The following is a 26,383-nucleotide window of genomic DNA, read 5'->3' as shown; positions in this document are numbered from 1 at the left end:
GCGCCGTGATCCATTCGACAGGAGAGACAGATGTCAGAGCAAATCAATCATCACCGCCGCCGTTTCTTCGGCATGACGGCAATCGCACTTGCAGCCGTCGAATTCGGCGTGGCCGGAGCGGCCGCAGCCCAACAGCCGCAGTCTTCTAGCGCAGCGCTGCCTGGCGCAAAGGCCGGTAGCCATACCTCCTTCGAAGCGCTGAAGCAGGTCAGAACCGATGTGCTCGATATCGGCTATGCCGAGGCTGGAAAGGCGGATGGCCCGGTCGTGCTGCTGCTTCATGGCTGGCCCTACGATATTTACAGTTTCGTCGATGTCGCGCCGCTGCTTGCCTCGGCCGGCTACAGGGTGATCGTGCCTTATCTGCGTGGCTACGGCACGACCCGCTTCCTCGATGACAAGACACCGCGCAACGGCCAGCCTTCGGCGCTTGCCGCCGACATGATCGCCCTGCTCGATGCGCTCAAGATCGAAAAGGCTGTCATTGCCGGTTACGACTGGGGCGGACGGACCGCCAATATCATGGCCGCGCTGTGGCCCGAGCGCTGCAAGGCGATGGTATCGGTGAGCGGCTACCTGATCGGCAGCCAGGAGGCCAACAAGAAGCCGCTGCCGCCGAAGGCGGAACTTGCCTGGTGGTACCAGTTCTACTTCGCCACCGAACGCGGCCGCCTGGGCTATCAGAGCAATACACACGACTTTGCAAAGCTCATCTGGCAAACGGCGTCGCCGAAGTGGAATTTCGACGATGCGACCTTCGACAGATCCGCTGCCGCCTTCGACAATCCCGACCACGTCGAGATCGTCATCCACAATTACCGCTGGCGCCTGGGGCTTGTCGACGGCGAGGCGAAATACGATTCCTATGAGAAGAAGCTTGCCGCTCTGCCGATGATCTCGGTGCCGACGATCACCATGGAAGGCGATGCAAACGGTGCGCCGCATCCGGAACCTTCCGCTTATGCCGGAAAATTCTCCGGCAAATATGAGCATCGCACGATCGGCGGCGGCATCGGCCATAACCTGCCGCAGGAGGCGCCGCAGGCCTTCGCGCAGGCGGTCATCGACGTCGATCGTTTCTGATCGACGATAGAGGCACGTTGCCGGGGCCGGCGGAATATGCGTAGGTCGCGTCAGGCGCCTCGATACGAAAGAGGCGGTAGGCGCGGCCGTAATCGTTGAGGAATAAGGCACATATGGATCATGTCGATCACATCCTGATCGTCGACGACGATCGTGAAATCCGCGAGCTGGTCTCGGGCTATCTGCAGAAGAATGGCCTCAGGACCAGCGTTGCCGCGGATGGGCGGCAGATGCGCAGTTTTCTGGAAGCGAATGCCGTCGACCTGATCGTGCTCGACGTGATGATGCCCGGCGACGACGGGCTGGTGCTGTGCCGCGAATTGCGCGCCGGCCGGCACAAGGCGATCCCGATCCTGATGCTGACGGCCCGCACCGACGAGATGGACAGAATCCTCGGTTTGGAGATGGGCGCCGACGACTATCTCGCCAAGCCCTTTGCCGCGCGCGAGCTTCTTGCCCGCATCAAGGCGGTGCTGCGGCGTACCCGCATGCTGCCGCCCAACCTGCAGATCAGTGAGGCTGGTCAATTGCTGACCTTCGGTGACTGGCGGCTCGACACGGTCGCACGTCACCTTCTCGACAAGGAAGGGACCGCGATTGCCTTGAGCGGTGCCGAATACCGCCTGCTTCGTGTCTTCATCGACCATCCGCAGCGCGTGCTCAACCGCGACCAGCTTCTGAGCCTGACGCAGGGCCGCGACGCCGAACTCTTCGATCGCTCGATCGATCTTCTTGTCAGCCGCCTGCGGCAGCGCCTGGGGGACGATGCGCGCGAGGCGACCTATATCAAGACGGTGCGCAGCGAAGGTTATGTCTTCTCGGTGCCGGTCGAAATTTCTGAGCCGCGCCGATGAGAGCCGATATTCCCATCCTGGCGAACCTGACGTGGCCGAGAACTCTGCGATCGCGGATATTTCTCATTCTTTTGATCGGTTTGGCCTTCGCCTATGGGCTCTCCTTCAGTGTTCTCTACATGGAGCGCTACATGTCGGCAAAGGCGGTGATGCTCGGCACGCTGGAGAACGACGTCGCGACATCGATTGCCGTTCTCGATCGGCTTCCGGCAAGTGAGCGCGGCGACCTTCTGGACTGGCTGAGCCGCGGCAACTACCGTTTCGAACTTGGGACTGGCCTTGCCGGTGCGCCCGACAGCTCCAGCAAGGCGAGGGAGATCGCAGGAAAGATAGAGGCGGCCGCCGGGCATCGCTTTCCAATCCGCGTCGAACGGATTCCGGGTGAGGTGAGCCGGCTGCAGGCGCATCTTACGCTGAGCGACGGAACTCCTCTGACGATCGATGTCACACCGAGAGGCGTGATGCCGATCGCCGCATGGCTGCCTTATGTTTTCGCGATCCAGATGGCGCTGCTCATTCTCTGCACCTGGTTTGCGGTCCGCCAGGCGATCCGGCCGCTCGGCGAGCTCGCCGCTGCTGCCGATGCGCTCGATCCTGATAAGGACGGTCAGGCTTTGAGCGAGGCCGGTCCGAGCGAGGTGGCGCATGCGGCAAGAGCGTTCAATGCGATGCGGGAGAGGATCGCCCATTATCTCGAGGAACGGGTGCAGATACTGGCGGCGATCTCGCATGATCTGCAGACGCCGATCACCCGCATGCGGCTGCGCGCCGACATGGCGGAGGATTCACCTGAGAAGGACAAGCTGGTGCATGATCTCGCCGAGATCCAGCGTCTCGTCCAGGACGGCATCGCCTATGCGCGCAGCGCCCACGGCAGCGGAGAGAAGAACGCCCGCATCGATCTCGCCTCGTTCATCGACAGTATAGCCTACGACTATCAGGACACTGGAAAGGCCGTTACGGTCGTCGGTCTGGTTGAAGGCGCCGCCTTCACCAGGCCGCACGCCCTTCGCCGTATCCTATCGAATTTCATCGACAATGCCTTGAAGTTTGCCGGCGCCGCCGAGATCAGCGTCGAGCGAGGCGCTGACAATTCCGTCGTCATCAGCGTTATGGATCGCGGACCCGGCATTCCGGATGATATGCTCGAAGCCGCGATGCAGCCCTTCTTCCGGCTCGAGCAATCCCGCAACCGGGAGACGGGCGGCACAGGTCTCGGGCTGGCAATCGCCCAGCAACTGACGGCCAAGATCGGCGGATCTCTGAGGCTCTACAATCGCTCCGGTGGCGGACTGGCGGCGGAAGTCACCATTCGGTGATGTTGAAATTATCGGAATGGATTGTACGGGAAAATGTCCTGGACGCCGGATGCTACGTTTTGTGACATTTCGGCCGATTCCGGAAACATGCCGGATATATCGATCCGTCAAACCACACTCCGTCAACCCGACCGCGGTAGCGGCCAGTCGCATGAAGCGACGCAACAAGGAGTGTTTCCGTGAGCAAGATCGACAAGGTACTTTATACCGGCAGGACCCGCACCACCGGCGGACGCGACGGCGCCTCGCAGAGCGATGACGGAGAGCTGGACATCAGGCTCTCGCCTCCCGGCAGCGCCCGGCCCGGCACCAATCCCGAACAGCTTTTCGCAGCCGGCTGGTCGGCCTGCTTCATTGGTGCGATCGGCATTGCTGCCGGCAAGCTGAAGGTCAGGCTGCCGGCAGAGACCGCTGTGAATGCCGAGGTCGACCTCGGCATGACCGATGGCGACTATTTCCTGCAGGCCCGTCTCAAGGTCAGTCTACCTGGCATCGAAGCGGATGTGGCAAAGGCGCTGGTGGATGAGGCACACCGGACCTGCCCCTATTCGAAGGCGACGCGCGGCAATATCCACGTCGAAGTGACCGTTGCCTGACGCACAGGGATTGCCGGTCGGCCTCATGATGGAGGATTTGATGAGATTGATGATCATCTGCATTCTGGGAGCTGCGGTCTTCGGCGCGCCCTGCGTTTATGACGTGAGCTCGCGCGAGCCTTCGCCGCTGACGAGCCTCGTCGCGGCGGCGTCCGCAGCCTCCTCGGATCAATAGGGAGAAAGACAGTGAAGCTCTACCAGAATGAAATTTCTTCGGCCACATCGAGGGTCCGGATCGCGCTCGCCCTGAAGGGACTGACGGCCAAAGCACTGCCGGTCTCGATCCTCGGCGAAGAGGCCGAGAGCCGGCAGGATGGATATCGCAGCGTCAACCCTCAGGGGCTGGTGCCGGCTTTGCTGACGGATAGCGGCGCGCTCATCACCCAGTCGCTGGCGATCGTCGAATATCTCGACGAGATTCAGCCTGAGCCGCCTCTGATGCCTGAGACCGCCGAAGACAGGGCGCAGGCCAGGTCGATCGCGCTGGCGATTGCCGCCGAGATCCACGCGCTTCTGCCGCCGCGGATCGGCCTGCATCTCAAGACCGCCTTTCAGGCGGATGGCGATGCCATTGCCGCCTGGAGCCGTCATTGGATTGGCGAGGGGATGGGTGCGGTCGAGAGGATGATCGCCGGCAGCAGGAAGGGCGCCTTTGCCATCGGGGACCAGCCTGGTATTGCCGATATCTTCCTATTCCCGCAGGCGATCAGCGCCCGGCGCCAGGGCTTCGATCTCGTCCAATGGCCCAATATTGCGGAAATCGTCGCAAAGCTTGAGACAATACCGGCATTCCAGGAGAATGCGCCGGCGCCGAGGAAATGATGCGAATGATGAAGATGCGGCCGCAGGCGACGGCGGCCGCTTCTCAAATCAACGATCGACCCTTGCCTGCAGATGCGAGGGATAACGATCGCCTTCGACCTTGATCGCGGCGAGGGCGCTTTCGATGCTGGCGAGATCCGCGGGCGTCAATTCCACTTGCGCGGCCCCGATGTTCTCTTGGAGGCGATGCGACTTGGTGGTGCCGGGGATCGGCACGATCCAGGGCTTCTGCGCCAGCAACCATGCGAGCGCTATTTGGGCGGAGGTAGCCTTTTTCCGCGCGGCGATATCCGCAAGCAGATCGACGAGGGCCTGGTTTGCCTTTCGCGCTTCCTGCGAAAAGCGGGGCACGATATTGCGGAAATCCTTGCTGTCGAAGGTCGTCGTTTCGCTGATCGCGCCGGTGAGGAAGCCCTTGCCGAGCGGGCTGAACGGAACGAAGCCGATGCCGAGTTCTTCGAGCACCGGCAGGATGTCCTGTTCAGGCTCGCGCCACCAGAGTGAATATTCGCTTTGCAGCGCCGTCACCGGCTGGACGGCATGGGCGCGGCGGATCGTCTGGACGCCTGCTTCCGAGAGACCGAAATGCCGGACCTTGCCTTCCGTGATAAGTGCTTTGACGGTGCCGGCGACATCCTCGATCGGCACGTCTGGATCGACGCGATGCTGGTAGAACAGGTCGATGACGTCGGTTTTCAGGCGCTTCAGCGCCTGGTCGGCAACCGCGCGAATGTGCTCCGGCCTGCTGTTCATACCGCTCTGGCCGCCATTGGCATCGAAGTCGAAGCCGAATTTCGTGGCGACGACCACTTCGTTGCGGAATGGCGCAAGAGCCTCTCCCAGCAGCTCTTCGTTCTTATAGGGGCCATAGGCCTCGGCCGTGTCGAAGAAGGTCACGCCGCTTTCGAAAGCCTGCCGGATCAACACGATCGCTTCCTGAAGGTTGGTCGCCGGGCCGTAGCCGTAGCTCAATCCCATGCAGCCGAGACCGATGGCCGAGACCTGAAGTCCGCTCTTTCCGAGTTGACGGATCTGCATCGCCGTTTCCTTTCAGCCTTGATATTCAGTGTCGGTGACATGCTCCAGCCAATCGACGACCTTGCCGTCGAGCTGTTCCTGGATGGCGATATGAGTCATTGCGGTCGTCGGCGCCGCGCCGTGCCAATGCCGTTCGCCCGGCGCAAACCAGACGACGTCTCCCGGACGGATCTCTTCGACGGGGCCGCCTTCGCGCTGGACGCGGCCGCAGCCCGCCGTGACGATCAGCGTCTGACCGAGCGGGTGGGTGTGCCAGGCGGTGCGGGCGCCGGGTTCGAAAGTGACGCTGGCGCCGGCGGCGCGAGCGGGACCGGTGACGGAAAACAGCGGGTCGATGCGCACCGTGCCGGCAAACCAGTCTTTCGGCCCCTTGGCCGAAGGCTGCGAACCGTTTCGTTTGATTTCCATGATCGTGCTTCCTGTGTCTGCGGTCCGGACAGGATTGTCCGCGTTCTAGAACAGGTAGCGCGTGGCTTTGGCTCGGATTAGATGGTAACAGCGGCAAGGACCTATGAGAAAGTTTCATAAATGCCGCGCCCAGCCATTGATGATCTCGTCGTCTTTCTTGCCGTTGCCCGCGCACAGAGTTTCACGAAGGCGGCAGGGAAGCTGGGCGTATCGCAATCAGCGCTCAGCCACACGATCCGGGGGCTGGAGGAGCGGCTTGGGCTGCGATTGCTGACGCGCACGACGCGGAGCGTCTCGCCGACGGAGGCCGGTCAGCGCCTGCTCGCCACCATCGGTCCGCGGATGGACGAGATCGAGGCCGAACTCGCAGCTCTCAGCGCTTTCCGCGAGAAGCCGGCAGGCACCATCCGCATCAATGCCGGCGAGCATGCCGCGGAGACGGTGCTCTGGCCAGCTTTTGAAAAGCTCCTGCCTGACTATCCCGATATCAATGTCGAGATCATCGTCGATTACGGCCTGACCGACATCGTCGCCGAACGCTACGATGCGGGCGTGCGGCTGGGGGAACAGGTGGCGAAGGACATGATCGCGGTGCGCATCGGCCCTGACATGCGCATGGCGGTGGTCGGCGCTCCCGCCTATTTCGAAAGAAGGCCGAAACCTCTAAGGCCGCAGGATCTTATGGACCACAACTGCATCAACCTGCGCCTGCCGACCTATGGCGGCATCTATGCGTGGGAGTTCGAGAAGGACGGACACGAGCTGAAGGTTCGCGTCGAAGGACAGTTGGTGTTCAACAATATTGCGCTGCGGCTGAACGCGGCGCTCGCCGGAGCGGGGCTGACCTATATGCCGGAGGATGCCGTGGAACTGCATGTTGCCAGCGGCCGGCTCACGCGCGTGTTAGAAGACTGGTGCCCGCCGTTTCCCGGCTACCATCTCTACTATCCGAGCCGCCGGCATGCTTCGGCGGCTTTCGCGCTGGTCGTGGATGCCCTTCGCCTTCGGCGATAGAGGCCTGTTTCCCGGCCGACAGCCCACGCATGCAGATCAGCGCCGACGACCTTCCCAAACGGACCTCCATAGCTCTTTGAAGCCGCGGCAAATGGGACTGCGCGGCCGATTTGACATTCTATCGGTCGCCGCTACTTCAAATAAAAACTGAAGGAAACAATGAATGAATACTGCTGTGCCTGCCACGAAAGCTCGGACCGGAGTGTCCGGTTTGGACACAATTCTGGCGGGCGGACTTTCCACGGGCCACGTGTTTCTACTGGAAGGGAATCCGGGAGCGGGCAAAACCACCATTGCCCTGCAGTTCCTGATCGAAGGCGCACGGCTTGGTGAGCGCGGACTCTACATCACCCTTTCGGAAACGGAGAGCGAATTGCGGGCCGGCGCCGCGTCGCATGGGATGCTGATCGACGGCAATATCGAGGTCTTCGAGGTCGTGCCGCCGGAAAGCCTGCTTGATGCCGATCAGCAGCAGAGCCTGCTTTATTCGTCGGATCTCGAACTTGGGGAGACGACAAAGGAGATTTTTGCCGCTTTCGAACGCGTCAATCCTCGCCGCGTGGTTGTTGATAGCCTTTCCGAGATAAGGCTGCTTGCACAAAGCTCGCTTCGCTACCGTCGCCAGATCCTGGCGCTCAAACATTATTTTGCCCGACGGGGCGCGACGGTCCTTCTGCTCGACGATCTCACCTCCGACGTGCTCGACAAGACGGTGCACAGTGTCGTTCACGGCGTCATCCATCTCGAGGAACTGGCGCCGAGTTACGGTTCCGAGCGCCGACGTCTAAGGATCATAAAATATCGCGGACAAGCCTTCCGGGGCGGTTATCACGATTTCATCATTCAGACCGGCGGCGTCATGGTGTTTCCCCGTCTTGTTGCCGCCGAACACAGATCGACGTACCTCCGTGATCAGATTTCCTGCAATATCCCGAAGCTGGACCTTCTTCTTGGGGGCGGCCTTGAACGAGGTTCCAGCACGCTTATCCTCGGTCCTTCCGGCACAGGCAAAAGCACGTTTTCGTTTCAGTTCCTGGCGGCGGCGGTCGCACGGGGCGAGAAGGCGGCGGCCTTCATCTTCGACGAGGAGCTCGGCTTGCTCTTTGCGCGCCTGAAGGCGCTCGGAATCGATCTCGAAGCGATGAGGGATGCGGATCAAATCCACATCGAACAGCTCGATGCCGCCGAACTGTCGCCGGGCGAATTCGCCCACCGGGTGCGCGACTGCGTCGACAAATCGGGAGCAAAAACAGTCATCATCGACAGTATCAACGGATATCAGTCTTCAATGCCGGATGAGAACTCGCTGATCCTTCACATGCATGAGCTGCTGCAATATCTGAACAGGCGTGGCGCCAACACCTTTCTGACCGTCGCCCAACACGGACTGGTTGGTGACATGAAGGCACCCGTCGACGTTACATATCTCGCCGATACCGTCATTCTGCTACGCTACTTCGAGGCTGCGGGAAAGGTACGGCGGGCGGTTTCGGTGATCAAGAAGCGGACCGGCTTTCACGAAGATACCATCCGGGAGTATCGCATCGACGCTTCCGGCCTGACGCTTGGAGAGCCCCTCATCGGGTTCCAGGGCGTGCTTCGCGGCGTGCCTGAATTCATTGGCACTTCGGCGCCGCTGCTGTCGAGCGATGGTGGGGATAGCGGCAATTCCTAATTCCGGCAAACCGAAAGCACTGATCTACGCCCCCGCCGGCCGTGACGCCTGGGTGGCTATTTCGCTGATCGAAGAGGCCGGACTGGCATCCATTGCCGCGGCCGACCTCTCCATGTTCGCCTCGTCACTCAGCGATGACATCGCGTTCGGCGTTCTGACGGAAGAAGCGGTTCGGTCGAGCGATTTGAAGGCGATCGCCGCCTGGGTGTCGGCACAGCCGAGCTGGTCGGACCTGCCGTTCATCGTGCTGACCACGCGGGGTGGCGGGCCTGAGCGAAATCCAGGTGCGGCCAGGCTTTCCGAGGTACTCGGCAACGTCACCTTCCTCGAAAGGCCGTTCCATGCAACGTCCTTCATCAGCGTTGCCCGGACCGCCCTGAAGGGACGTCAGCGCCAGTACGAAGCGCGCGCGCAGCTCGAGGCCCTCAGCGAGGGAGAGCGGCGGCTGCAGACGGCGCTCGCCGCTGGTCGTCTCGGGGCATGGGAGCTGGAACTGTCCTCGATGGCCTTGTCCGTCTCGGCGACATGCAAGGCGATTTTCGGCCGAGATCCAGACGATGAAGTGACTTACGACGATCTGATTGCAAGCATCCATCCCGAGGACCGGAATCTGGTGCAGGCAAGCCTGCGCCAGACGATCGACACCGGCCGGGACTATTCGATCGAACACAGGACGATCTGGCCGGATGGATCCTTGCATTGGACAGAGGTCCACGCGCAGCTCTATGCCGACAGATATGGTTCCGCCAAGAAGCTCGTCGGCGTCTGCTCCGACACCACGGCTCGCAAGACCGCCGAGGAAAATCTGAGACGGCTCAACGAAAATCTCGAAGAACGCGTCAGGGAGCGGACGAGGGAGGTCAACGCTGCCCATCAGACCCTGATCGAGGAGGTCGCCCAGCGTGAGCGCGCCGAGGAGCAGCTTCGCCAATCCCAGAAAATGGAGGCAATCGGCCAACTCACGGGTGGCGTCGCCCATGATTTCAACAACCTGCTGATGGTCGTTCTTGGAAATCTGGAGCTGCTGGGAAAGCATGTCGCCGGAGATGCAAAGGCGACGCGTCTGGTCGAGGGTGCACTGCAGGGCGCACGGCGGGGAGCGGCGCTGACGCAGCGATTGCTGGCTTTTGCAAGACAGCAGGATCTGCAGGTCAAGCCCGTCGATCTCGCAGAGCTGGTTTTTGGGATGAACGACCTGCTGCGGCGCTCGGTCGGCCCCTCGGTCAGCATCGAGACCATGCTGCCGGCAGCGTTGCCGCCGGCGCTCGCCGACGCGAACCAGCTGGAACTGGCGCTGCTCAACCTTGCGGTCAATGCCCGTGATGCGATGCCGGAAGGAGGCACGCTGTGCATATCCCTGCGCGAGGAACAGGTTATAGGTAATGATCGCGATGTCCGCGAGGGCAGCTATCTTGTGCTTGCGGTCGCCGATAGCGGCATCGGTATGGATGCGGACACGCTGAAGAAGGCGGTCGATCCGTTTTTTTCGACCAAGGAGCTCGGAAAGGGGACAGGTCTGGGCCTGTCGATGATCCACGGGCTTGCCATCCAGCTCAACGGCGCTCTTGTTCTGAAAAGTGACGTCGGGGTAGGAACGACCGCGGAATTGTGGCTTCCGGCGACCGGACTGCGCCCCGAGCGGCCGGTCGATGAATTGCCTGCACCTCAAGCCGCGTCGAGGTTGAGGATTCTTTTGGTTGATGACGATGCGCTGATCGCGATGAGTTCGGTCGACATGCTGGAAGATCTCGGCCACGAGGTCGTCGAAGCAAATTCCGGCTCCGAGGCGCTCGAGCTCATCAGGAGCGGTGAGCATTTCGACCTGATGATCACCGATTATTCGATGCCCGGCATGACGGGCGCGCAGCTCGCCCAGTCGGCGCGGGGCCTGTACCCGCACCTGCCGATCGTTCTGGCGACAGGTTACGCCGATCTTCCCGCCGGCACGGACATTGATCTTCCGAGATTGGCAAAGCCCTATAATCAGACTCAACTCGCCAAGGAAATTACCAAGGCAATGGCAAGCGCGGCGCCTCCGATTTTGAGACCTGGCCGCAATGCAGGTGCTTCAGGCGCTAACCTGTCCAAGGCCGACGACAGCCGCGATGAAATCGGCGATGGCGCCTGTGTTGTCTAGATCGAAGACCGGCAGGGACGTATCTGGTACGGTGTGATCGGCGGCGATCGCGCAGATATGAGGATCGGTCGGCGCCAGCGGCTCGCGATTGGCGGCCTCCAGGCGTCGCGCCTCGATCTTCGGGATCGGCTCGCGCTTATAGCCTTCGATCAGAACGAGATCGCAAGGGGCAAGCCGCGCGAGGATTTCCTCGAACGCGGGTTCGGGGGCGCCGCGGAGCTCATGCATGATGGCATAACGAGTGCCGGAGACTATGGTGACCTCATGGGCGCCGGCCTGGCGGTGGCGATAGCTGTCGGCCCCGACCTTGTCGATATCGAAATCGTGATGGGCGTGCTTGATCGTCGAGATCCGGTAGCCGCGGTTGGTGAATTCCGTCACCAGCCGGACGGCAAGCTCGGTTTTGCCCGAGTTCTTCCAGCCGGCGATGCCGAAGATTTTCGGTGCGGTCATGTGCGCAGGGCCTCCAGCCAGCGTTGCGCCTCGATGAGATCGTCAGGCGTGTTGATGTTGAAGAAAGGGTCGAGCAGGCTGGCGCGGGTCGGATGCAGCGGAAACGCCACTTCCGTAACGTCATGCCGCAACAGGAAGTCACGCACGCGGCGTTTCTCGTCGGAAGCGATCCAGTCTTCCAGGTCGCTGGCCAGTGTCACCGGCCAGAGACCGAAGACCGGATGGCTGCGGCCCTCGGAGGCGGCAATGGCGATCTGCGACGGGCGCTCCAGGGCTGCGGCCAGACGGGCGACGAGATCGATGGGAAAGAACGGGCAATCCACAGAGACGGTTACGACATAGGAAATCGCCGGAAGGCCAGCGCCGTAGACCATGGCCGCGTGGATGCCGGCCATCGGCCCGGCCTTGCCAGGAATGCGGTCGGGAACCGCGGCCACGTCCTCGGCGACTGCGTCAGCGTTGACAGCAACTGAGATGACCTGCTGCGAGAGACGGAGCAGCACATGGCGAAGCAGGCTCTCGGTTCCGAGCATCACCTCCGCCTTGTCGCGGCCCATTCGCTGCGAGCGGCCGCCGGCCAGCACGACGCCTGCTATAGCGGATCTGTCCAACGAGAACTCAGCCATCATCCTGCCTCGGAATTCTTCACACCGGCACGCGCGGTTCGGACTCCTGCGCGATCGGCGAAACGTGGCGCTTGGCCTCACGATAGAACGTATAGAGGCCGGAAGCGATGACGATTGCAGCACCGGCGAGCGTCCAGCTGTCCGGCACTTCCGCAAAAAAGAAGAAGCCGAGCAGCGAGGAGAAGATCAGGCTTGTATAGCGGAAGGGCGCCACGAAGGAGATTTCGCCGGTCCGCATGGCAAGGATAACCGACTGGTATCCCACGAGCACGAGCACCGAGGCGAGCAAAAGATGCCCGAGCGAGGTCAGGCTGACCGGCTGCCAAGCGCCGAGCACCGGGATGAGCAACGCGCCGAAGAAGGAAATTGACGTCGCCGTGATGACGGTGATCATCAGCGATGGAATCTGCGGATCGATCGACCGGGTGGCGAGATCGCGGCCGGCCGTCGTCATGACCGCACCGACGCAGAGGAGGGCGGCGGCGGTGAACCCTTCGGGCCCGGGGCGGATAATGATCATCACGCCGACGAGGCCGACGATGATCGCCGACCAGCGCCGCCAGCCGACAGGCTCCTTGAAGAAGAGCGCGGCGCCGAAGGTGACGACCAGCGGCAGTGACTGCAGGATCGCTGAGGCATTGGCGATCGGCATCATGCCGAGCGCGGTGATATAGGTGACGGCAGAGAGCATCTCGCAGATGATGCGGAGAATGATCATCGGCTTCAGCACGACGCGCCAGGAGCGCAGCGCGCCCATTTTCCTGGCGATCAGGTAGACGAGCAGGCTTGTGAAAAGGCCGCGCAGGAACATGATCTCGCCCGCATTCATATGGGCGATCACCGATTTGGAGAGTGCGTCGCTCGCGGAAAAGCCGGCCATCGCCATGCTCATATAGATGGCGCCCTCGGTATTGCGTGACCGCGACATGAAGAGATTCCCTTTACCTGTGCGGTCCTTCTTAGTCGGGAAGATACATGAAGGGAATCGGATGAATGTCACACCCGGGATAAATCGATGATGCAGCGCACAATGACGCTGACGTTACGGCAGGCGACTGTATGGAACTTACATCAAATGCCGATCTAGCCCGCGAATCCGATGTGGCCATTATGATTTCCTTCCCAACCCGGTTGCGAAACTGATCGCCGATCAAGACCATCCGCATTCGGCGAGTTTTGCCTTTGCGCGCGGGAAACGGGTGGCTGTATCGACTGATGTCTGAGATCTGGGATGCCTCGACAACTGAGGAGAAACGGACATGACACTTCTGAACGACAAAACCGCGATCATCACCGGCGCAAGCTCGGGCATCGGCCGTGCGGCCGCGAAGGTCTTTGCACGCCAAGGCGCGAGACTGGTAATCAACGGCCGGCGGCAGGAGGCACTCGATGCCGTCGTCGCCGAGATCGAGGCAGAGGGCGGGGAGGCTGTTGCCATTGCCGGCGACGTCAGGGACGAGGCGCTGCAAGCAAGGCTGGCCGAAACAGCGGTTTCGCGGTTCGGCACGCTCGATATCGCCTTCAACAATGCCGGTGGACTCGGCGAGATGGGGCCGGTCGGAGGAGTGTCACTGGAGGGCTGGCGCGAGACGATCGAGACCAATCTGACGGCCGCCTTCCTCGGCGCCAAGCACCAGTCGGCGGCGATGGGAGAGGGCGGCGGTTCGCTGATCTTCACCTCCACCTTCGTCGGCTACACTGCCGGCATGCCCGGCATGGGCGCCTATGCGGCGAGCAAGGCCGGCTTAATCGGTCTCGTGCAGGTGCTGGCCGTTGAACTCGCGTCCCGCAAAATCCGCGTCAACGCGCTGCTGCCTGGTGGGACCGATACGCCTGCCAGCATCACTAACGCGCCCGATGCCACCGCGGAACTGCTCGCCTTCGTCAATGGGCTTCATGCGTTGAAACGCATGGCGCTGCCAGAAGAGATCGCCAATGCGGCGCTCTTCCTGGCGTCCGACCTGTCTAGCTTCGTGACGGGGACGGCGATGTTGGCGGATGGTGGGGTGTCGATCAGCCGGACGTAATTGGGTGAGGGGCGTTCATTTTGTCTTCGCTGGCGCTCAGCGAAGCCAGGCAATGAAGGGCGTGCCGTGTGGCGCCCTCATCTGCCTGCCGGCATCTTCTCCCCGAGGGAGAAGGGACTCGTGGCGGCGCCTTGCTCCATCTTCTCCCCAGCGGGGAGAAGATGCCCGTCAGGGCAGATGAGGGGGCGAGGAGCGTCGCGGCAAGCGAAAGGTATATGGCTGCTTCAGGTTCCAGCTTCAATGCCTTCCCAGCCCGCCTACGACATGATCAACCCGCCATCGACATTGATCGTCTGGCCGGTGATGTAAGCGGCGTCGTCGCTGGCGAGGAAGGTCACCAGGCCGGCGACGTCCTCGCCGGAGCCGGCGCGTTTCATCGGGATGCCCTCGACCCATTCCTTCATCAGCTCGCCCGGGCCGTAATTGCCGAGCAGCTTGCCCCCAGGCCTGGTCGTTGTAGGCCCACATGTCGGTCTCGATGATACCGGGGCAGAAGGCGTTGACGGTGATGTTATCGGTCGCGACTTCCTTGGCAAGGCTCTGGGTGATGCCAACGACGCCCATTTTCGAGGCGGCGTAGTGCGGCGTGAAGATGAAACCGTCGCGGGCCTGGCCGGAGGCGGTGTTGATGATCCGGCCTCCGCGCTTGTGCTTGCGCATTCTTGCAATGGCCTCCTGGGCGCAGAGGAAAACGCCCTTGGTGTTGACGGCCATGACCTTGTCCCACTCGTTTTCGGTCAGATCCTCGACGCGGGCGATAGTGATGACGCCTGCGTTCTGGATAGAGACGTCGACGGTGCCGAATTCCTTTTCGGCGGCATCGTAGAGCGCGATGACGCTCGCCTTGTCAGTGACATCGCCGATGAAGGAGATTGCCTTGCCGCCTTCGGCCCTGATCACTTCGGCAACGCCATGCACCAGATCCTCATTGGCCGAGACGACGAGACTGGCGCCCTCGCGCGCAAAGCGCCTGGCGATGGCAGCGCCGATGCCGCGGCTAGCTCCGGTAATGACGACAGTCTTTTGCTCAAAGCGTTTCATGGTCTTTCCTCGTGTCCTTCGATAAAATCTGCGCGCGGCCTACTTAGCGCTCATTACGGGAGCCGAAGCGTCTGCTCGGCGTGAAGGGCGGGCAGACGACGATGTCGCACGCCGTCATGCCCGCTAGTCCCTTCAGCGCCTCGGTCTCAGCCAGGGAGGGAGCGAGACCGTTCATTTTTCAGCTGCCGACTTTTCATCGTATCACCAGCAGCAGAAACCGCCGTCGACGAGAAGATCGACGCCGGTCACGAAACTTGCCGCATTCGACAGCAGGAACACCGCCGGACCCACCATCTCGTCGACCGTCGCCATGCGCTGCATCGGCGTCTGCTCTTCGAAGAGCTTGGTCTGGTGGATCATCTCCGGACGGGTGTTCATCGGCGTTGCCGTGTATCCGGGGGAGATGGTGTTGACGCGAATGCCGCGGCCGACCCATTCCATGGCCAGGGATTTCGACATGTGGATGACGCCCGCCTTGGAGGCGTTGTAATGCGCCTGGCTCAGCCCGCGGTTGACGATCACACCAGACATGGAGGCGATGTTGACGATGGAGCCGCGTCCATTCTTCAACATGGCGCGGGCCTCGGCCTGGCAGGACAGGAATATGCCCTTGAGGTTGATATCCATCAGCGTCTGATATTGATCCTCCTCCATTTCTTCCGCCGGATTGGCGTTGGCGATGCCGGCAGCGTTGACGGCAAGCGTCAGGGCGCCGAGATCGGCTTCGGTGCGTGCGACGGCATCTGCAAGAGAGGATTTGCTCGTGACGTCAGCCGCGATCTGGATCGAGCGGCGGCTGGCGGCGCGGATATATTCGGCTGTCCTCGCCAGTCCGTCGTCGGTCCGGCGGTCGAGCAGGGCCACGTCGGCGCCGCACTGCGCAAGGCCGATGGCGATGCGCTGCCCGATGCCGCTCCCTGCGCCGGTGACGATGGCAACCTGGCCGCTGAGATCGAAAAGCTTCGGGGCGTTCAGAGTGATGTCGGACACCGCTCTTCCTTTCTCTGTTGTTTTGTTTTCACGCAATTCCTGACGCAAAACCGCTGCACACTTTTGCTGGAATTGCTTTAGATGGTAGCGAGCTCCATGACCGAAACGTCATTCGCCCGGTCACGATCGAGGATCCCTGCTTGCTTGCCTTGTGCGAGCACGAGAATGCGATTGGAGACGCCGAGCACTTCCTCGAGGTCCGAGCTTACAACGATGACCGCCACGCCCTGTTTGGCGAGATTTACGATAATGTCGTAGATGCCGGCGCGGGCGCCGACATCAATGCCTCTCGTCGGTTCGTCGAGCACGACGACCTTCGGATCGCGCATGAGCCACTTGGCGATCACGACCTTCTGCTGATTGCCGCCTGATAGGTCCGAGGCGTATTGCTCGGCCCGGCCCTTGACGCCGAACTTGGCGACGGCCTTTTCCGCAAAGGAGCGCTTGATGCGCGGTGTGATCCAGCCGCCGCCCAGTTTGTCGAGATTGGCGTAGACGATGTTCTCGCTGATCCGGTGCCCGACGACGAGGCCTTGCTCCTTGCGGTCTTCGGGAACCATCACGATACCCCTCGCGATCGCGTCCGCGGGATCGCGCAGGCTCAGTTCCTCGCCTTCCAGCCTGATCGAACCGGCGCTGATCGGATCTGCGCCCGAAATCGCACGCACCAGTTCGGTGCGGCCGGCGCCGACCAGCCCGGCGATGCCGAGAATTTCGCCGGCCCGCACCTCGAAGGTAACGTCACGGAACGAGTCGTCCGGCGAACTCAGGCCGGAGACTTGAAGCACTGGGCGATCTGTCGGAACGGGCAGGGCGGGGAACAGGCGGTCAAGCGGGCGTCCGACCATGCTCTCGACAATGGTTCGCACCGGGGTGGCGCTGTCTGCGAATTCCTGCACCCGCTCGCCGTCGCGAAGGACGACGATGCGGTCGGTGATCTTCTTGATCTCTTCCATACGGTGGGAAATGTAGACGATCCCCACGCCTTCTGACCGAAGCTTGCGAACCTGTTCGAACAGAGCTTCCGTCTCTGCGCCGCCGAGGGCGGCTGTCGGCTCATCGAGGATCAGCAGCTTTGCGTTGAGCGCCAGCGCCTTGGCGATCTCGATGAGTTGCTGATTTGCGGTGGAAAGGCCGGCGACCTTCCGCGTTGCTGGTATGTGAAGGTTCAAGCGAGCGAGCTGGTCCTGGGCGCGGCGAACCATCTGGGCACGATCGACGACGCCGTTTTTCATCGGCCAGCGTCCGATGAAGACGTTTTCGGCGACCGAGAGTTGTGGCAGAAGCTGCAGTTCCTGGTGGATCAGGACAATGCCCTTGTCGATCGCCTCCCTGGGATTGGCCGGGGCATAGGGCTGCCCCAGCCATGTCATCGATCCTTCGGACGGCGTGCGGGAACCGGCTATGATGCCCGACAGCGTGGACTTGCCTGCTCCGTTTTCACCCAGAAGAGCAACCACTTCGCCGGGATAGACGTCCAGGCTGACATTCTTCAGCACTTGGAGCGGCCCATACCACTTGGATATGCCCCTCAGGGAGAGAACGGGATCAGTCATGGCACACCTCCTCAAGACCTCGGCTTTATCAGGGATGGTTGGCGATGAAGCCTGCGACGTTTTCCTTGGTTGTCAGCGTGGCATCCATGAGCTGGACCGGGGGTACCTTCTCGCCGGCGACAAGCTTGGCGGCATTTTCAACGGCGTCGCGGCCCATCTTCTGTGTCTGCTGAGTGGCCGTAACGTCGAAGACGCCCTTGCTGAGGGCTTCGAGCGCTGCGGTGTCGCCGTCGAAGCCGCCAACCACGATCTTCTGGGAAGGTTTCGCGACCTTGATTGCCTGCGCGGCGCCGAGTGCAAGAGCATCAGCCTGAGCGAATACGATCGAGACGTCCGGGTTGGCCTGCAGCATGTTCTGCATGATCTGGAAGCCTTCATCCTGGCTCCAGATGTTGGAGTACTGCTCGGCGACGACCTTCACATCCGGGTTGGCCTTAAGAGATTCACCGCAGCCCTTCGAGCGATCGACTTCCGGGGTCGTGCCCTTCTGGCCATGAATGATGACCATCTTCCCCTTGCCGCCGGCTTCCTTCAGGATATAGTCGCAGACGGCCTTGGCAGAGGCGACGGAATCCGTTGCGAGGAATGTGTCGCCCGGGGCCCCCTCCGCGTTTCGATCAACGTTAACCACCGGGATGCCGGCATTCTTGGCGAGCTTGACCGGAACGCTCGCAGCGGCCGCACCTGCCGGAATGTAGATAAGCGCGTCGATTTTCTGGGTCAGAAGATCCTGGATCTGGTTGACCTGTGTCGGCCCGTCGCCCTTGGCGTCGACCGTGATGACCTCGATGCCGCGCTTCTTGGCTTCGGCCTCGACCGATTGCTTGATCTGGTTGAAGAAGTTTGCCTGCAGGTTGGCGACGGCGAGGCCGAGCTTCTTCAGTTCCGCCGCGTGTACCGGACCGAGCATGAGACCGAGCAGTGCGGCAGATGCGAGCATGGTGCGCGCTATTTTCATTGTAGTTCCTCCGTTGTTAATGGCACCCTCGGGTATGTCCTCCCCCTCGGGTTATTGATCCGCCCCGATCTTTCAGGGCGGAATTCCGGGTCCGCCAAAGCGGCGGAGCCTGCTCGTCAGGCTCGACGCCGACGAATGGTTTCAGCGCCGACCGCAAGCACGATGACGATGCCGATGATCACCTGCTGAAGAAACGGTGAGACGTTGAGAAGATTGAGACCGTTGCGCAGCACTCCGATGATGAGAACGCCGATCAGAGTTCCTCCGATGCCGCCCGCACCGCCGGAGAGCGAAGTCCCGCCGATGACAACTGCGGCGATGGTGTCGAGCTCATAGCCGAGGCCGCTGGAGGGCTGGACGGAATCCAGACGGGCGGCGAGCACCACGCCTGCAAGTCCCGCAAGGACCGCACTCACGACATAGACGCTGATCGTTACGAGCGGGACGTTGATGCCGGCCAGGCGCGCGACTTCGGGGTTTCCGCCCACCGCATAGAGCATGCGACCTTCGGACCGGAAGTGCAGGAAAAGCCATGCCGCCAGAACAACCGCAAGCATAAGAAAGACTGTGGCAGTCATGACGCCAAAGTGGCGATCGATCGCCAGCATCATGAACCAGTCGGGGAAGCCGACGATTTGCTGGCCGTCGGTGATCATGTTGGCAACGCCGCGGGCCGCCGACATCATTGCCAGAGTGGCGATAAAGGCCGGAACCCTGAACTGCGTCACCAGAAGTCCAACGATCAGTCCGCAAACAGCCGAGGCGATCAGCGCAAAGGCGATGCCGACGGGCAGGGGCAGGCCGGCGACGTTTGCGGTCCAGCCCATGACCATCATCGCCAGGGCGAGCGCCGAGCCGACGGAGAGATCGATGCCGCCAATCAGGATGACGAACGTCATGCCGACCGCCATAATGCCGAGAACGGTGATCTGGTCGAGAATGTTCAGGCCGTTTCGAACCGACAGAAACGTGTCCGTGCTGAAGCTCAGAAAGATGCATAGCGCGAGCAGACCCACGAGCGGGCCGGTAGCTCCCTTGAGCTTGCCCAGCCACGCACCGGACGAAAGCCTGTGTTCATTGATATCGAGCGCCACCATTGCTCCTCCCTATGCTTTAGGCCTGTATCCGTTATTCGTTCAGTGCAGAATAAATATTCATGCCTGCTGGAAAATTCATTAACAACTTGCTTTCCGGCTGTCAATAACATTTCCGGTGATGTACGCTCTCGAGAGCTTCGCCAGAGGGGTTGACTAATCGATCTGTTGTGCAAAAATATTGGTGACTGAATATTTATGCACACGAGGAGCCCATGGATACGACAGAACTCGAGCGCATCGCCCGCGAAATCCGATTGAGCGATCTCCAGGCGGTTTTTGAAGCTGGCGCCGGCCATATTGGTGGAGAGATGTCGGTCATCGACATTTTGACCGCCCTCTATTTTCGTGTGCTGAATGTCTGGCCTGATCAGCCCAAACACCCCAACCGCGACAGGTTCGTGCTTTCAAAGGGGCATACGGCTTGCGCTCTCTACGTGACGCTCGCAAAACGCGGCTTCATTCCGGAAGAGGAGATTTCCACCTTCTTGCAGCCGCATTCGAGGCTGAACGGACATCCGAATTGCAATAAGGTTCCTGGCGTCGAGACGAACACGGGGCCGCTCGGCCACGGTCTTCCGGTCGCAGTCGGAATGGCGAAGGCCGCCAAACTCTCGGGCGGGAAGTTTCACACCTACGTCGTCACCGGAGACGGTGAGATGCAGGAGGGGTCCAACTGGGAAGCGATCATGGCGGCCGCCCAGTTCAAGCTCGATAATCTGACGCTGGTCATCGATCACAACAGGTTCCAGCAGGGAGCTGCACTCGCCGAAACCAATGATCTCGCCCCTCTTCGTCCGAAGCTTGAAGCCTTCGATTGGGAAGTCACCGAAATCAATGGGAACAAGATGAGCGAAGTCGTTCCTGCTCTCGAACACCGGGGATCAAGGCCACATTGCATCGTCGCCCACACCAACAAGGGCCATGGAATCTCGTTCATGCAGGACCGGGTCGAGTGGCACCACAAGGTTCCGAGTAGGGAACAATACGAAATCGCATTGGCAGAATTGTCGGAGGCACTGTGATGAACGCGCCAGTAAACCCACCCAAGCTTCACGATTGCCGCGACGCATTCGCCTCCACGCTCGAGCGGCTGGCTGCCGAAAACGAAACGATCGTTGCCGTCTGCAATGATTCCGTCGGTTCCTCCAAGCTCGGCGGCTTCAAGTCGAGGTTTCCGGAGCGCCTCGTCAATGTCGGCATCGCGGAGCAGAACATGGTCGGCGTCGGTGCAGGGCTTGCCAATGGCGGACGGCTGCCCTTCGTGTGCGGCGCTGCTCCGTTTCTCACGGGCCGGTCGCTGGAGCAGATCAAGGCCGACATTTCCTACTCGAACGCCAACGTCAAGCTGGTCGGCATTTCGTCCGGAATGGCATATGGCGAACTCGGTCCGACTCATCACTCGATCGAAGACTTCGCCTGGACGCGCGTCCTGCCCAATCTCCCGGTCATCGCGCCCTGCGACCGGATCGAAACCGCCGCTGCCGTTGCCTGGGCGGCAACCTACAGCGGGCCCTGCTTCCTGCGTCTGTCACGGGTCGGTGTGCCTGACCTTCTTCCGGAAGGGCATACGTTCGAACTGGGCAAGGCTAATCTCCTTCGCCAGGGTTCCCAAGTCACTCTGATCGCCAATGGGACATTGACGCATCGCATCGTGAAGGCTGCCGAGATTCTTGCAGACCGCGGCATCGATGCCAGGGTGCTCAATCTCGCAACGGTTCGTCCCATAGACGAGGAGGCCATCATCGCCGCCGCCAGGGAAACCGGAGCAATCGTCACAGCCGAAGAGCACTCGATCTTTGGCGGGCTCGGCTCCGCGGTGGCCGAAGTGGTGGTCGACTATGCTCCTGTGCCGATGAAGCGTCTCGGGGTTCCCGGCGTCTACGCCCCGACCGGTTCGGCGGAGTTCCTGCTCGACGAATTCGGGATGGCGCCGTCCGCAATCGCCGACGCCGCGCAGTCGCTGATCGAGCGCAAGTAATTGGGATCACGTGACCGGCCGGGACGCTTGCCGTCCCCGGCCGCAACCTGATCCGGGGAGGATAGAATGCGGGCAATTCTGGCAATCGACCAGGGCACGACCAATTCAAAGGCAGTTCTCGTTTCCGAAAAGGGAGAGATCGTCGGCAGAGGTTCGGCTCCTGTCGGCATCTCCTATCCGAAGCCGGGCTGGGTCGAACAGGACCCGCGCCGGCTCTACGCATCGGTCTGCGAAGCGGTCGATGCCTGCCTGAACGCCAGCCCCGATGTGACTATCGAGGCCGTGGCAATTTCCAACCAGCGCGAATCCGTCACCGCCTGGGATGCAGATAACGGAGATGCGCTTGGGCCGGTGGTCAGCTGGCAGTGCCGCCGGACGGCGCAGGATTGTGAACGTCTGATTGCCGAAGGCCACCTTGACCGGGTGCAGGCGCTGACCGGCCTGCCATTGGATCCGATGTTCCCCGGTTCGAAATTCCGCTGGTTGCTCGACCGTATTCCGGCCGGACGATCGGTGCGGCTGGGAACGATCGACAGCTGGCTCGTCCACTGCCTGACAGGCGGGCGCCGGCATGCCTGCGATGCTTCCAATGCCGCCAGGAGCCAGCTGTTCGATCTCAGGGAGCAGAGATGGAGCGAGGAGCTCGGCGGGATATTCTGCGTCGATATCGCGCTGCTGCCCGAGGTGCTCGACAGCTCCGCCGATTTCGGCAGAACCCAAGGATTGCCGGGAGTGCCTGACGGCACGCCCATCATGGCCGCGATCGGCGACAGCCACGCTGCCCTCTTCGGTCACGGAGCCTTCAAGCCGGGCGACGGCAAGGTGACCTTCGGGACGGGCTCCTCGGTCATGACGACGCTCTCGCACTTCATTCCCCCACGCAACGGCGTCACGACAACAGTCGCATGGCGTCTCGGGGGAAAGCCGACATTTGCTTTCGAAGGCAATATTCTCGTTTGCGCCGCCAGTCTCCCCTGGATGGCCGATATTCTCGGCCTTGAGGATGTTGCGGCCCTCGTCGACCTTGCGGCGAGCGCCGAGCCGGGCGGACCCGGCTTCGTGCCGGCATTCGTTGGACTGGGCGCGCCTTACTGGAATGCCGATGCCCGCGCCCTGTTCTCCCAGATCAACTTCAACACGACTCGCGCGCAAATGGCCCGGTCGGTGACCGATTCCATCGCTTTCCAGGTGCATGACGTGATCGCGGCCATGCGGACGCAAAGCGGCGGCGAACTCGGCGCGCTCTATGTGGATGGCGGACCGAGCCAAAACCGCTTCCTGATGCAATGTGTGTCGAACCTCATCGAACATCCCGTGATCCAATGCGAAGCACCCGAGGCCTCGGCTCTGGGCGCTGCCTATCTGGCGGGACTGTCGCTCGGCATGTGGAGCGATCTCGAAATTGTCGCGGCGTTGCCGCGAAACATGGAGATCATCGAGCCGCAACCCGTCGATCGCGCGGGACTTCTCGATAGCTGGAATGATGCGCTCGCCCGCTCGACGTTCCGCGAAACACAGGCTAAAGGTGAATAAAAATTCACTCTGGGATTAGCGATGACTCGCCTCAACGAACTCCGCCTCATTTCAAGGGTCGCCCAGATGTACCACATAGAGGGGCGGCGGCAGGCGGAAATCGCAGAGCACCTTCGCCTGTCGCAGGCGACCGTGTCGCGGATGCTGAAGCGCGCCGAGGCTGAAGACATCGTGCGAACCAGCGTGATCCCTCCCGTCGGCACCTATAGCGAACTCGAGGGCGCGCTTCGCGAGAAATACGGTCTGCCGGAGGCGATCGTCGTCGAGTGCACGGAAGATCGGGACGGCGCCATCATGGCCCGGATCGGCGAGGCGGCGGCGCATCTCTTGGAGGTGACGCTTGCGCCAGGTGAGATCATCGGCGTTTCGAGCTGGAGCCAGACCATCTTCAAGATGGTCGAGAACATCCATCCCCAGAAGAGCGCTCAGGCGAAATACGTCGTCCAGACCCTTGGAGGCATGGGCGATCCTTCGGTGCAGACGCATGCGACGCAGCTGACCACGCGGCTTGCACGACTGACCGGCGCCGAGCCGAAACTGCTGCCCGTACAGGGCGTTACGACATCAAGGGAAGCAAAACTTCTGATGCAGGCCGACCCGTTCGTGCGCGAGACGATGGACCTGTTCGGCAGCATAACGCTTGCGATCGTCGGAATCGGAGCCGTCGAACCGTCCGAACTTCTCGCACGGTCCGGCAACATCTTTTCGTCCCGCGAACTCTCCGATCTCGCGGAAGCAGGCGCCGTCGGCGATATCTCGCTTCGCTTCTTCGATAGGAACGGCAAGCCGGTCAAGACGCCGCTTGACGACCGGGTCATAGGGCTTCCGCTCGAGGATCTCGAACGGGTGGACCGGGTGATTGCTCTTGCCGGCGGGGCCAAAAAGACCGACGCGATCGCAGGCGCGCTCCGCGTCGGGGTCATCGACATGCTTGTGACCGACAAGTTTACCGCGCAGCGATTGATCGACTGAGGGGGTGGGGTGGAGTGCCCGTCTCGTCCTTCGAGGCTTCGCCCTATGGGCTGCGAGGCTCTCTTGGCGTGACGGCGTGCCGTGTGGCACCCCCTCTGTCCTGCGGGACATCTCCCCCACAAGGAGGGAGATCGGCTGGGCGTGACGACTTCCCCAAAACAACGAAAGCAACGTGATTGTCGCTGTCGACTGAGAGGGAGCGACGGTCAGGCCACTTGCCAATCTCCACCCTTGTGGGGGAGATGGCCGGCAGGACAGAGGGGGGTGCCACACGGCATGCCTATCCACTCTCATCCGCGTCGCACAACCCCACTACACAGCAACGGCAACGTAGAAGGATGAGGCTCTCTTGGGTGTTGGCGCCTGAGGACAGGCTCCCTTAGGTCAATGCGCCGTTCCATCGACGATCACATGATCGTGGTCCAGCGAGCATTTCTCAATCCGGGCTTCGACCCTGTAGATCTCCCGCAGCATCTCGGCGGTAACGACCTCCCTCGGCGCGCCGCAGGCGCGCATGCGGCCACTAGCGATGACCAGCACCTTGTCGGCGAAGCGCAGTGCCTGGTTGAGGTCGTGGATGGCGATCAGGACGAGCATGCCCTTGGCGCGCGCCCGGCGGCGCATGAAATCGAGAACTTCAATCTGGCGGTGGAGGTCGAGGGCGCTGGTGGGTTCGTCCATCAGCATGATTTCGGGCTCGCGGACGAGCGCCTGGGCGATCGAGACGAGCTGGCGTTGGCCGCCAGAGAGGGCGCCGAGATCGCGGAAGGCGATGGGGGTGATATCGAGCGCTGCCATGATCTCGTCGATGTAACGCAGGTCGCTGTCACCGACGGCCCAAGATTGGCCCTGCTTGCGGGCGAGCAGGATGGATTCGTAGACGGTCAGTACCGCATTGGCCGATGTATCCTGCGGCATGTAGCTGATGGCGTTTTTTGCCTTCGAGCCTTCGACGACGACATGGCCCGGGCCCTTGAGCAGGCCGGTGATGCGCTTGAAAAGCGTCGATTTGCCGGCGGCGTTCGGGCCGATCACCGCGACAACCTCGCCCGATGTCATGACCGGCGTCGTCACGTCTTCGACGAAGAGCTTGCGGCCGTGATAGGCGCCGACCGATTGCAGTTGAAGCGCTACCATGACCGGCTCCTGTTCGAGAGGATGAGCGAGAAGAAGAAAGGCACGCCGACCAGCGCGGTGATGATGCCGATCGGGAAGACGACGCCGGGGATGATCGATTTCGAGACGATCGAGGTCAGCGAGAGCAGCAACGCCCCGGAGAGGATCGAGCCCGGCAGGAAGAAGCGCTGATCCTCGCCGAGGATCATGCGAGCGATGTGCGGTCCGACGAGGCCGACGAAGCCGATCGTGCCGACGAAGCTCACCGGCACCGCGGCAAGCAGCGAGACGACGAGCATGGTTTCCAGCCGGATGCGGCGGACATTGACGCCGAAGCTTGCGGCTTTGTCTTCGCCGAGGCGGATGGCGGTCAGCGCCCAGGCATTGCGGGCAAAGAGCGGCAGGGCTGCCAACAGGACGGCGAGCGTCACCCAGATCTTCGGCCACGTCGCCTTGGTGAGGCTGCCCATCGTCCAGAAGACGACGGCCGACAGCGCCTGTTCGGAGGCGAGATATTGCAGGAAGGCGAGGGCGGCATTGAAGGTGAAGACCAGGGCGATGCCGAGCAGCACCACCGTCTGCACCGAGACGCCGCGGGCCTGGGAGACGAAATGGATGAAGAGCGTGGCGATCAGCGCCATGACGAAGGCATTGACCGGCACCAGCAGGCCGGCCGCGACGGGCAGAAGCGGAACGCTGGTGACGATCGCCAGCGCCGCGCCGAAGCTTGCCGCCGCCGAAATGCCTAAGGTGAAGGGACTGGCGAGCGGATTGGCGAGGATCGTCTGCATCTGCGCGCCGGCGACGGAGAGCGAGGCGCCGACGACGATCGCCATGACGGCGACCGGCATGCGGATGTCCCAGACGACGGCGCGGATCTGATCGGAAACGGAGGCGGGGTCGAGGAGGGCGGACACGACCTCACCGAGGCTGTAGCGAGCCGGGCCCCAGGCGAGATCGACGGCGAAGGACAGGCAGAGCGCTGCCGTCATGGCGAATAGGATCAGCAGCTTGCGCCGGGCAAGCGCGCGATAGCGCTCCCGCCCGGCTTCGGCTTCGATCGATATGGCGGCGATCTCGGCCATCGCGG

26 protein-coding genes and 1 pseudogene are annotated in these 26,383 nt (G+C 61.8%); 14 read left to right on the top strand and 13 right to left on the bottom strand.

The features are described 5' to 3' along the window. The first annotated feature begins 30 nt into the window (after positions 1-30). The 6 genes from NMA58_RS11130 to maiA all read left to right on the top strand — a co-directional run bounded on the left by NMA58_RS11130 (position 31) and on the right by maiA (position 4,674). Complete coding sequence (locus NMA58_RS11130; RefSeq protein ID WP_434713347.1) at positions 31-1,083, top strand: alpha/beta fold hydrolase; 1,053 nt, start codon at positions 31-33, stop codon at positions 1,081-1,083. A gap of 113 nt (positions 1,084-1,196) precedes the next feature. Beyond that, positions 1,197-1,937, top strand: a complete 741-nt coding sequence (locus NMA58_RS11125; RefSeq protein ID WP_097601465.1) for a response regulator — start codon at positions 1,197-1,199, stop codon at positions 1,935-1,937. Further along, entirely contained in the window at positions 1,934-3,256 is a 1,323-nt protein-coding gene (locus NMA58_RS11120) for an ATP-binding protein (protein ID WP_183706544.1), read from the top strand. The genes NMA58_RS11125 and NMA58_RS11120 overlap by 4 nt, the downstream gene beginning before the upstream one ends. A gap of 179 nt (positions 3,257-3,435) precedes the next feature. Further along, a complete protein-coding gene (locus NMA58_RS11115) occupies positions 3,436-3,852 on the top strand; it encodes an organic hydroperoxide resistance protein (RefSeq protein WP_434713346.1) in 417 nt (138 codons plus the stop codon). Between the two features lie 40 nt (positions 3,853-3,892). Then, positions 3,893-4,027: a hypothetical protein gene (locus NMA58_RS11110; RefSeq protein ID WP_434713345.1), complete on the top strand. Its 135-nt coding sequence runs from the start codon at positions 3,893-3,895 to the stop codon at positions 4,025-4,027. An 11-nt stretch (positions 4,028-4,038) separates the two neighbouring features. Continuing rightward, positions 4,039-4,674, top strand: coding sequence for a maleylacetoacetate isomerase (gene maiA, locus NMA58_RS11105; protein ID WP_434713344.1), 636 nt, complete (start codon positions 4,039-4,041; stop codon positions 4,672-4,674). A gap of 48 nt (positions 4,675-4,722) precedes the next feature. Here the strand turns inward: maiA and NMA58_RS11100 are convergent, their stop codons facing one another. Both NMA58_RS11100 and NMA58_RS11095 read right to left on the bottom strand, forming a co-directional pair. After that, a complete protein-coding gene (locus NMA58_RS11100) occupies positions 4,723-5,712 on the bottom strand; it encodes an aldo/keto reductase (protein ID WP_434713343.1) in 990 nt (329 codons plus the stop codon). A 12-nt stretch (positions 5,713-5,724) separates the two neighbouring features. Further along, complete coding sequence (locus tag NMA58_RS11095) at positions 5,725-6,120, bottom strand: (R)-mandelonitrile lyase (RefSeq protein ID WP_434713342.1); 396 nt, start codon at positions 6,118-6,120, stop codon at positions 5,725-5,727. A 120-nt stretch (positions 6,121-6,240) separates the two neighbouring features. Between NMA58_RS11095 and NMA58_RS11090 the strand changes: the two genes are divergently transcribed. The 3 genes from NMA58_RS11090 (at position 6,241) to NMA58_RS11080 (ending at position 10,946) form a co-directional block, all read left to right on the top strand. Beyond that, a complete protein-coding gene (locus NMA58_RS11090; RefSeq protein WP_434713341.1) occupies positions 6,241-7,134 on the top strand; it encodes a LysR family transcriptional regulator in 894 nt (297 codons plus the stop codon). A gap of 163 nt (positions 7,135-7,297) precedes the next feature. Continuing rightward, a complete protein-coding gene (locus NMA58_RS11085) occupies positions 7,298-8,809 on the top strand; it encodes an ATPase domain-containing protein (RefSeq protein WP_430959047.1) in 1,512 nt (503 codons plus the stop codon). Then, positions 8,784-10,946: an ATP-binding protein gene (locus NMA58_RS11080; RefSeq protein ID WP_434713340.1), complete on the top strand. Its 2,163-nt coding sequence runs from the start codon at positions 8,784-8,786 to the stop codon at positions 10,944-10,946. Before NMA58_RS11085 ends, NMA58_RS11080 begins: the two co-directional genes overlap by 26 nt. On the opposite strand, the gene mobB is transcribed toward NMA58_RS11080, so the two are convergent. Genes mobB through NMA58_RS11065 form a run of 3 tightly spaced genes read right to left on the bottom strand, consistent with a single transcriptional unit; the run spans position 10,878 to position 12,953 of the window. Next, positions 10,878-11,399: a molybdopterin-guanine dinucleotide biosynthesis protein B gene (mobB, locus tag NMA58_RS11075; protein WP_434713339.1), complete on the bottom strand. Its 522-nt coding sequence runs from the start codon at positions 11,397-11,399 to the stop codon at positions 10,878-10,880. The two genes, NMA58_RS11080 and mobB, sit on opposite strands and share 69 nt — an antisense overlap. Beyond that, positions 11,396-12,025 carry a molybdenum cofactor guanylyltransferase MobA gene (gene mobA, locus NMA58_RS11070; protein ID WP_434713338.1) on the bottom strand — a complete coding sequence of 210 codons (630 nt, stop codon included), beginning with the start codon at positions 12,023-12,025 and terminating at the stop codon, positions 11,396-11,398. The genes mobB and mobA overlap by 4 nt, the downstream gene beginning before the upstream one ends. Positions 12,026-12,044: 19 nt before the next feature. Then, positions 12,045-12,953 carry a DMT family transporter gene (locus tag NMA58_RS11065; RefSeq protein WP_183706564.1) on the bottom strand — a complete coding sequence of 303 codons (909 nt, stop codon included), beginning with the start codon at positions 12,951-12,953 and terminating at the stop codon, positions 12,045-12,047. A gap of 331 nt (positions 12,954-13,284) precedes the next feature. On the opposite strand from NMA58_RS11065, the gene NMA58_RS11060 reads away from it, so the two are divergent. Further along, positions 13,285-14,052 carry an SDR family oxidoreductase gene (locus tag NMA58_RS11060; RefSeq protein WP_434713337.1) on the top strand — a complete coding sequence of 256 codons (768 nt, stop codon included), beginning with the start codon at positions 13,285-13,287 and terminating at the stop codon, positions 14,050-14,052. A 257-nt stretch (positions 14,053-14,309) separates the two neighbouring features. Here NMA58_RS11060 and NMA58_RS11055 read toward each other — a convergent pair. From NMA58_RS11055 to NMA58_RS11030, 6 genes and pseudogenes are all read right to left on the bottom strand, one after another. Further along, positions 14,310-15,093 (bottom strand): annotated as a pseudogene (locus NMA58_RS11055) (glucose 1-dehydrogenase). 43 nt (positions 15,094-15,136) lie between these two features. Beyond that, the gene (locus tag NMA58_RS11050) at positions 15,137-15,268 is read right to left on the bottom strand and encodes a hypothetical protein (RefSeq protein ID WP_434713336.1); all 132 of its coding nucleotides are present in this window, start codon (positions 15,266-15,268) and stop codon (positions 15,137-15,139) included. Between the two features lie 26 nt (positions 15,269-15,294). Beyond that, entirely contained in the window at positions 15,295-16,083 is a 789-nt protein-coding gene (locus NMA58_RS11045) for an SDR family oxidoreductase (RefSeq protein WP_434713335.1), read from the bottom strand. 77 nt (positions 16,084-16,160) lie between these two features. Beyond that, a complete protein-coding gene (locus NMA58_RS11040) occupies positions 16,161-17,639 on the bottom strand; it encodes a sugar ABC transporter ATP-binding protein (RefSeq protein ID WP_434713334.1) in 1,479 nt (492 codons plus the stop codon). Positions 17,640-17,667: 28 nt separating this feature from the next. Continuing rightward, positions 17,668-18,597, bottom strand: coding sequence for a sugar ABC transporter substrate-binding protein (locus tag NMA58_RS11035; protein WP_085778401.1), 930 nt, complete (start codon positions 18,595-18,597; stop codon positions 17,668-17,670). Between the two features lie 116 nt (positions 18,598-18,713). Continuing rightward, positions 18,714-19,694, bottom strand: a complete 981-nt coding sequence (locus NMA58_RS11030; RefSeq protein WP_434713332.1) for an ABC transporter permease — start codon at positions 19,692-19,694, stop codon at positions 18,714-18,716. 212 nt (positions 19,695-19,906) lie between these two features. Between NMA58_RS11030 and NMA58_RS11025 the strand changes: the two genes are divergently transcribed. The 4 genes from NMA58_RS11025 to NMA58_RS11010 all read left to right on the top strand — a co-directional run bounded on the left by NMA58_RS11025 (position 19,907) and on the right by NMA58_RS11010 (position 24,177). Further along, positions 19,907-20,716: a transketolase gene (locus NMA58_RS11025; protein ID WP_434713331.1), complete on the top strand. Its 810-nt coding sequence runs from the start codon at positions 19,907-19,909 to the stop codon at positions 20,714-20,716. After that, positions 20,716-21,672: a transketolase family protein gene (locus NMA58_RS11020; RefSeq protein ID WP_434713330.1), complete on the top strand. Its 957-nt coding sequence runs from the start codon at positions 20,716-20,718 to the stop codon at positions 21,670-21,672. The genes NMA58_RS11025 and NMA58_RS11020 overlap by 1 nt, the downstream gene beginning before the upstream one ends. Before the next feature lie 66 nt (positions 21,673-21,738). Then, a complete protein-coding gene (locus NMA58_RS11015) occupies positions 21,739-23,205 on the top strand; it encodes an FGGY family carbohydrate kinase (RefSeq protein ID WP_434713328.1) in 1,467 nt (488 codons plus the stop codon). 21 nt (positions 23,206-23,226) lie between these two features. Next, complete coding sequence (locus NMA58_RS11010; protein WP_434713327.1) at positions 23,227-24,177, top strand: sugar-binding transcriptional regulator; 951 nt, start codon at positions 23,227-23,229, stop codon at positions 24,175-24,177. 384 nt (positions 24,178-24,561) lie between these two features. On the opposite strand, the gene NMA58_RS11005 is transcribed toward NMA58_RS11010, so the two are convergent. Both NMA58_RS11005 and NMA58_RS11000 read right to left on the bottom strand, forming a co-directional pair. Beyond that, positions 24,562-25,314, bottom strand: a complete 753-nt coding sequence (locus NMA58_RS11005) for an ABC transporter ATP-binding protein (protein ID WP_430959036.1) — start codon at positions 25,312-25,314, stop codon at positions 24,562-24,564. Then, complete coding sequence (locus NMA58_RS11000) at positions 25,308-26,378, bottom strand: FecCD family ABC transporter permease (RefSeq protein ID WP_430959035.1); 1,071 nt, start codon at positions 26,376-26,378, stop codon at positions 25,308-25,310. Before NMA58_RS11000 ends, NMA58_RS11005 begins: the two co-directional genes overlap by 7 nt. Positions 26,379-26,383 lie beyond the last annotated feature (5 nt).

The organism is Rhizobium sp. YTUHZ045, from assembly GCF_051124255.1.
In the GTDB taxonomy this organism is placed as follows: Bacteria; Pseudomonadota; Alphaproteobacteria; order Rhizobiales; family Rhizobiaceae; genus Rhizobium.
The sequence above is the reverse complement of the archived record's forward strand: the minus strand, read 5'-3'. Positions and strand labels throughout refer to the sequence as shown.

What these genes read in the sequence shown, in the direction of transcription:
- NMA58_RS11130 (WP_434713347.1), top strand. Translation starts at nt 31, where the DNA reads ATGTCAGAGCAAATCAATCATCACCGCCGCCGTTTCTTCGGCATGACG.
- NMA58_RS11125 (WP_097601465.1), top strand. Translation starts at nt 1,197, where the DNA reads ATGGATCATGTCGATCACATCCTGATCGTCGACGACGATCGTGAAATC.
- NMA58_RS11120 (WP_183706544.1), top strand. Translation starts at nt 1,934, where the DNA reads ATGAGAGCCGATATTCCCATCCTGGCGAACCTGACGTGGCCGAGAACT.
- NMA58_RS11110 (WP_434713345.1), top strand. Translation starts at nt 3,893, where the DNA reads ATGAGATTGATGATCATCTGCATTCTGGGAGCTGCGGTCTTCGGCGCG.
- NMA58_RS11100 (WP_434713343.1), bottom strand. Translation starts at nt 5,712, where the DNA reads ATGCAGATCCGTCAACTCGGAAAGAGCGGACTTCAGGTCTCGGCCATC.
- NMA58_RS11095 (WP_434713342.1), bottom strand. Translation starts at nt 6,120, where the DNA reads ATGGAAATCAAACGAAACGGTTCGCAGCCTTCGGCCAAGGGGCCGAAA.
- NMA58_RS11090 (WP_434713341.1), top strand. Translation starts at nt 6,241, where the DNA reads ATGCCGCGCCCAGCCATTGATGATCTCGTCGTCTTTCTTGCCGTTGCC.
- NMA58_RS11085 (WP_430959047.1), top strand. Translation starts at nt 7,298, where the DNA reads ATGAATACTGCTGTGCCTGCCACGAAAGCTCGGACCGGAGTGTCCGGT.
- NMA58_RS11080 (WP_434713340.1), top strand. Translation starts at nt 8,784, where the DNA reads ATGGTGGGGATAGCGGCAATTCCTAATTCCGGCAAACCGAAAGCACTG.
- mobB (WP_434713339.1), bottom strand. Translation starts at nt 11,399, where the DNA reads ATGACCGCACCGAAAATCTTCGGCATCGCCGGCTGGAAGAACTCGGGC.
- mobA (WP_434713338.1), bottom strand. Translation starts at nt 12,025, where the DNA reads ATGGCTGAGTTCTCGTTGGACAGATCCGCTATAGCAGGCGTCGTGCTG.
- NMA58_RS11065 (WP_183706564.1), bottom strand. Translation starts at nt 12,953, where the DNA reads ATGTCGCGGTCACGCAATACCGAGGGCGCCATCTATATGAGCATGGCG.
- NMA58_RS11060 (WP_434713337.1), top strand. Translation starts at nt 13,285, where the DNA reads ATGACACTTCTGAACGACAAAACCGCGATCATCACCGGCGCAAGCTCG.
- NMA58_RS11050 (WP_434713336.1), bottom strand. Translation starts at nt 15,268, where the DNA reads ATGAACGGTCTCGCTCCCTCCCTGGCTGAGACCGAGGCGCTGAAGGGA.
- NMA58_RS11040 (WP_434713334.1), bottom strand. Translation starts at nt 17,639, where the DNA reads ATGACTGATCCCGTTCTCTCCCTGAGGGGCATATCCAAGTGGTATGGG.
- NMA58_RS11035 (WP_085778401.1), bottom strand. Translation starts at nt 18,597, where the DNA reads ATGAAAATAGCGCGCACCATGCTCGCATCTGCCGCACTGCTCGGTCTC.
- NMA58_RS11030 (WP_434713332.1), bottom strand. Translation starts at nt 19,694, where the DNA reads ATGGTGGCGCTCGATATCAATGAACACAGGCTTTCGTCCGGTGCGTGG.
- NMA58_RS11025 (WP_434713331.1), top strand. Translation starts at nt 19,907, where the DNA reads ATGGATACGACAGAACTCGAGCGCATCGCCCGCGAAATCCGATTGAGC.
- NMA58_RS11020 (WP_434713330.1), top strand. Translation starts at nt 20,716, where the DNA reads ATGAACGCGCCAGTAAACCCACCCAAGCTTCACGATTGCCGCGACGCA.
- NMA58_RS11015 (WP_434713328.1), top strand. Translation starts at nt 21,739, where the DNA reads ATGCGGGCAATTCTGGCAATCGACCAGGGCACGACCAATTCAAAGGCA.
- NMA58_RS11010 (WP_434713327.1), top strand. Translation starts at nt 23,227, where the DNA reads ATGACTCGCCTCAACGAACTCCGCCTCATTTCAAGGGTCGCCCAGATG.
- NMA58_RS11005 (WP_430959036.1), bottom strand. Translation starts at nt 25,314, where the DNA reads ATGGTAGCGCTTCAACTGCAATCGGTCGGCGCCTATCACGGCCGCAAG.
- NMA58_RS11000 (WP_430959035.1), bottom strand. Translation starts at nt 26,378, where the DNA reads ATGGCCGAGATCGCCGCCATATCGATCGAAGCCGAAGCCGGGCGGGAG.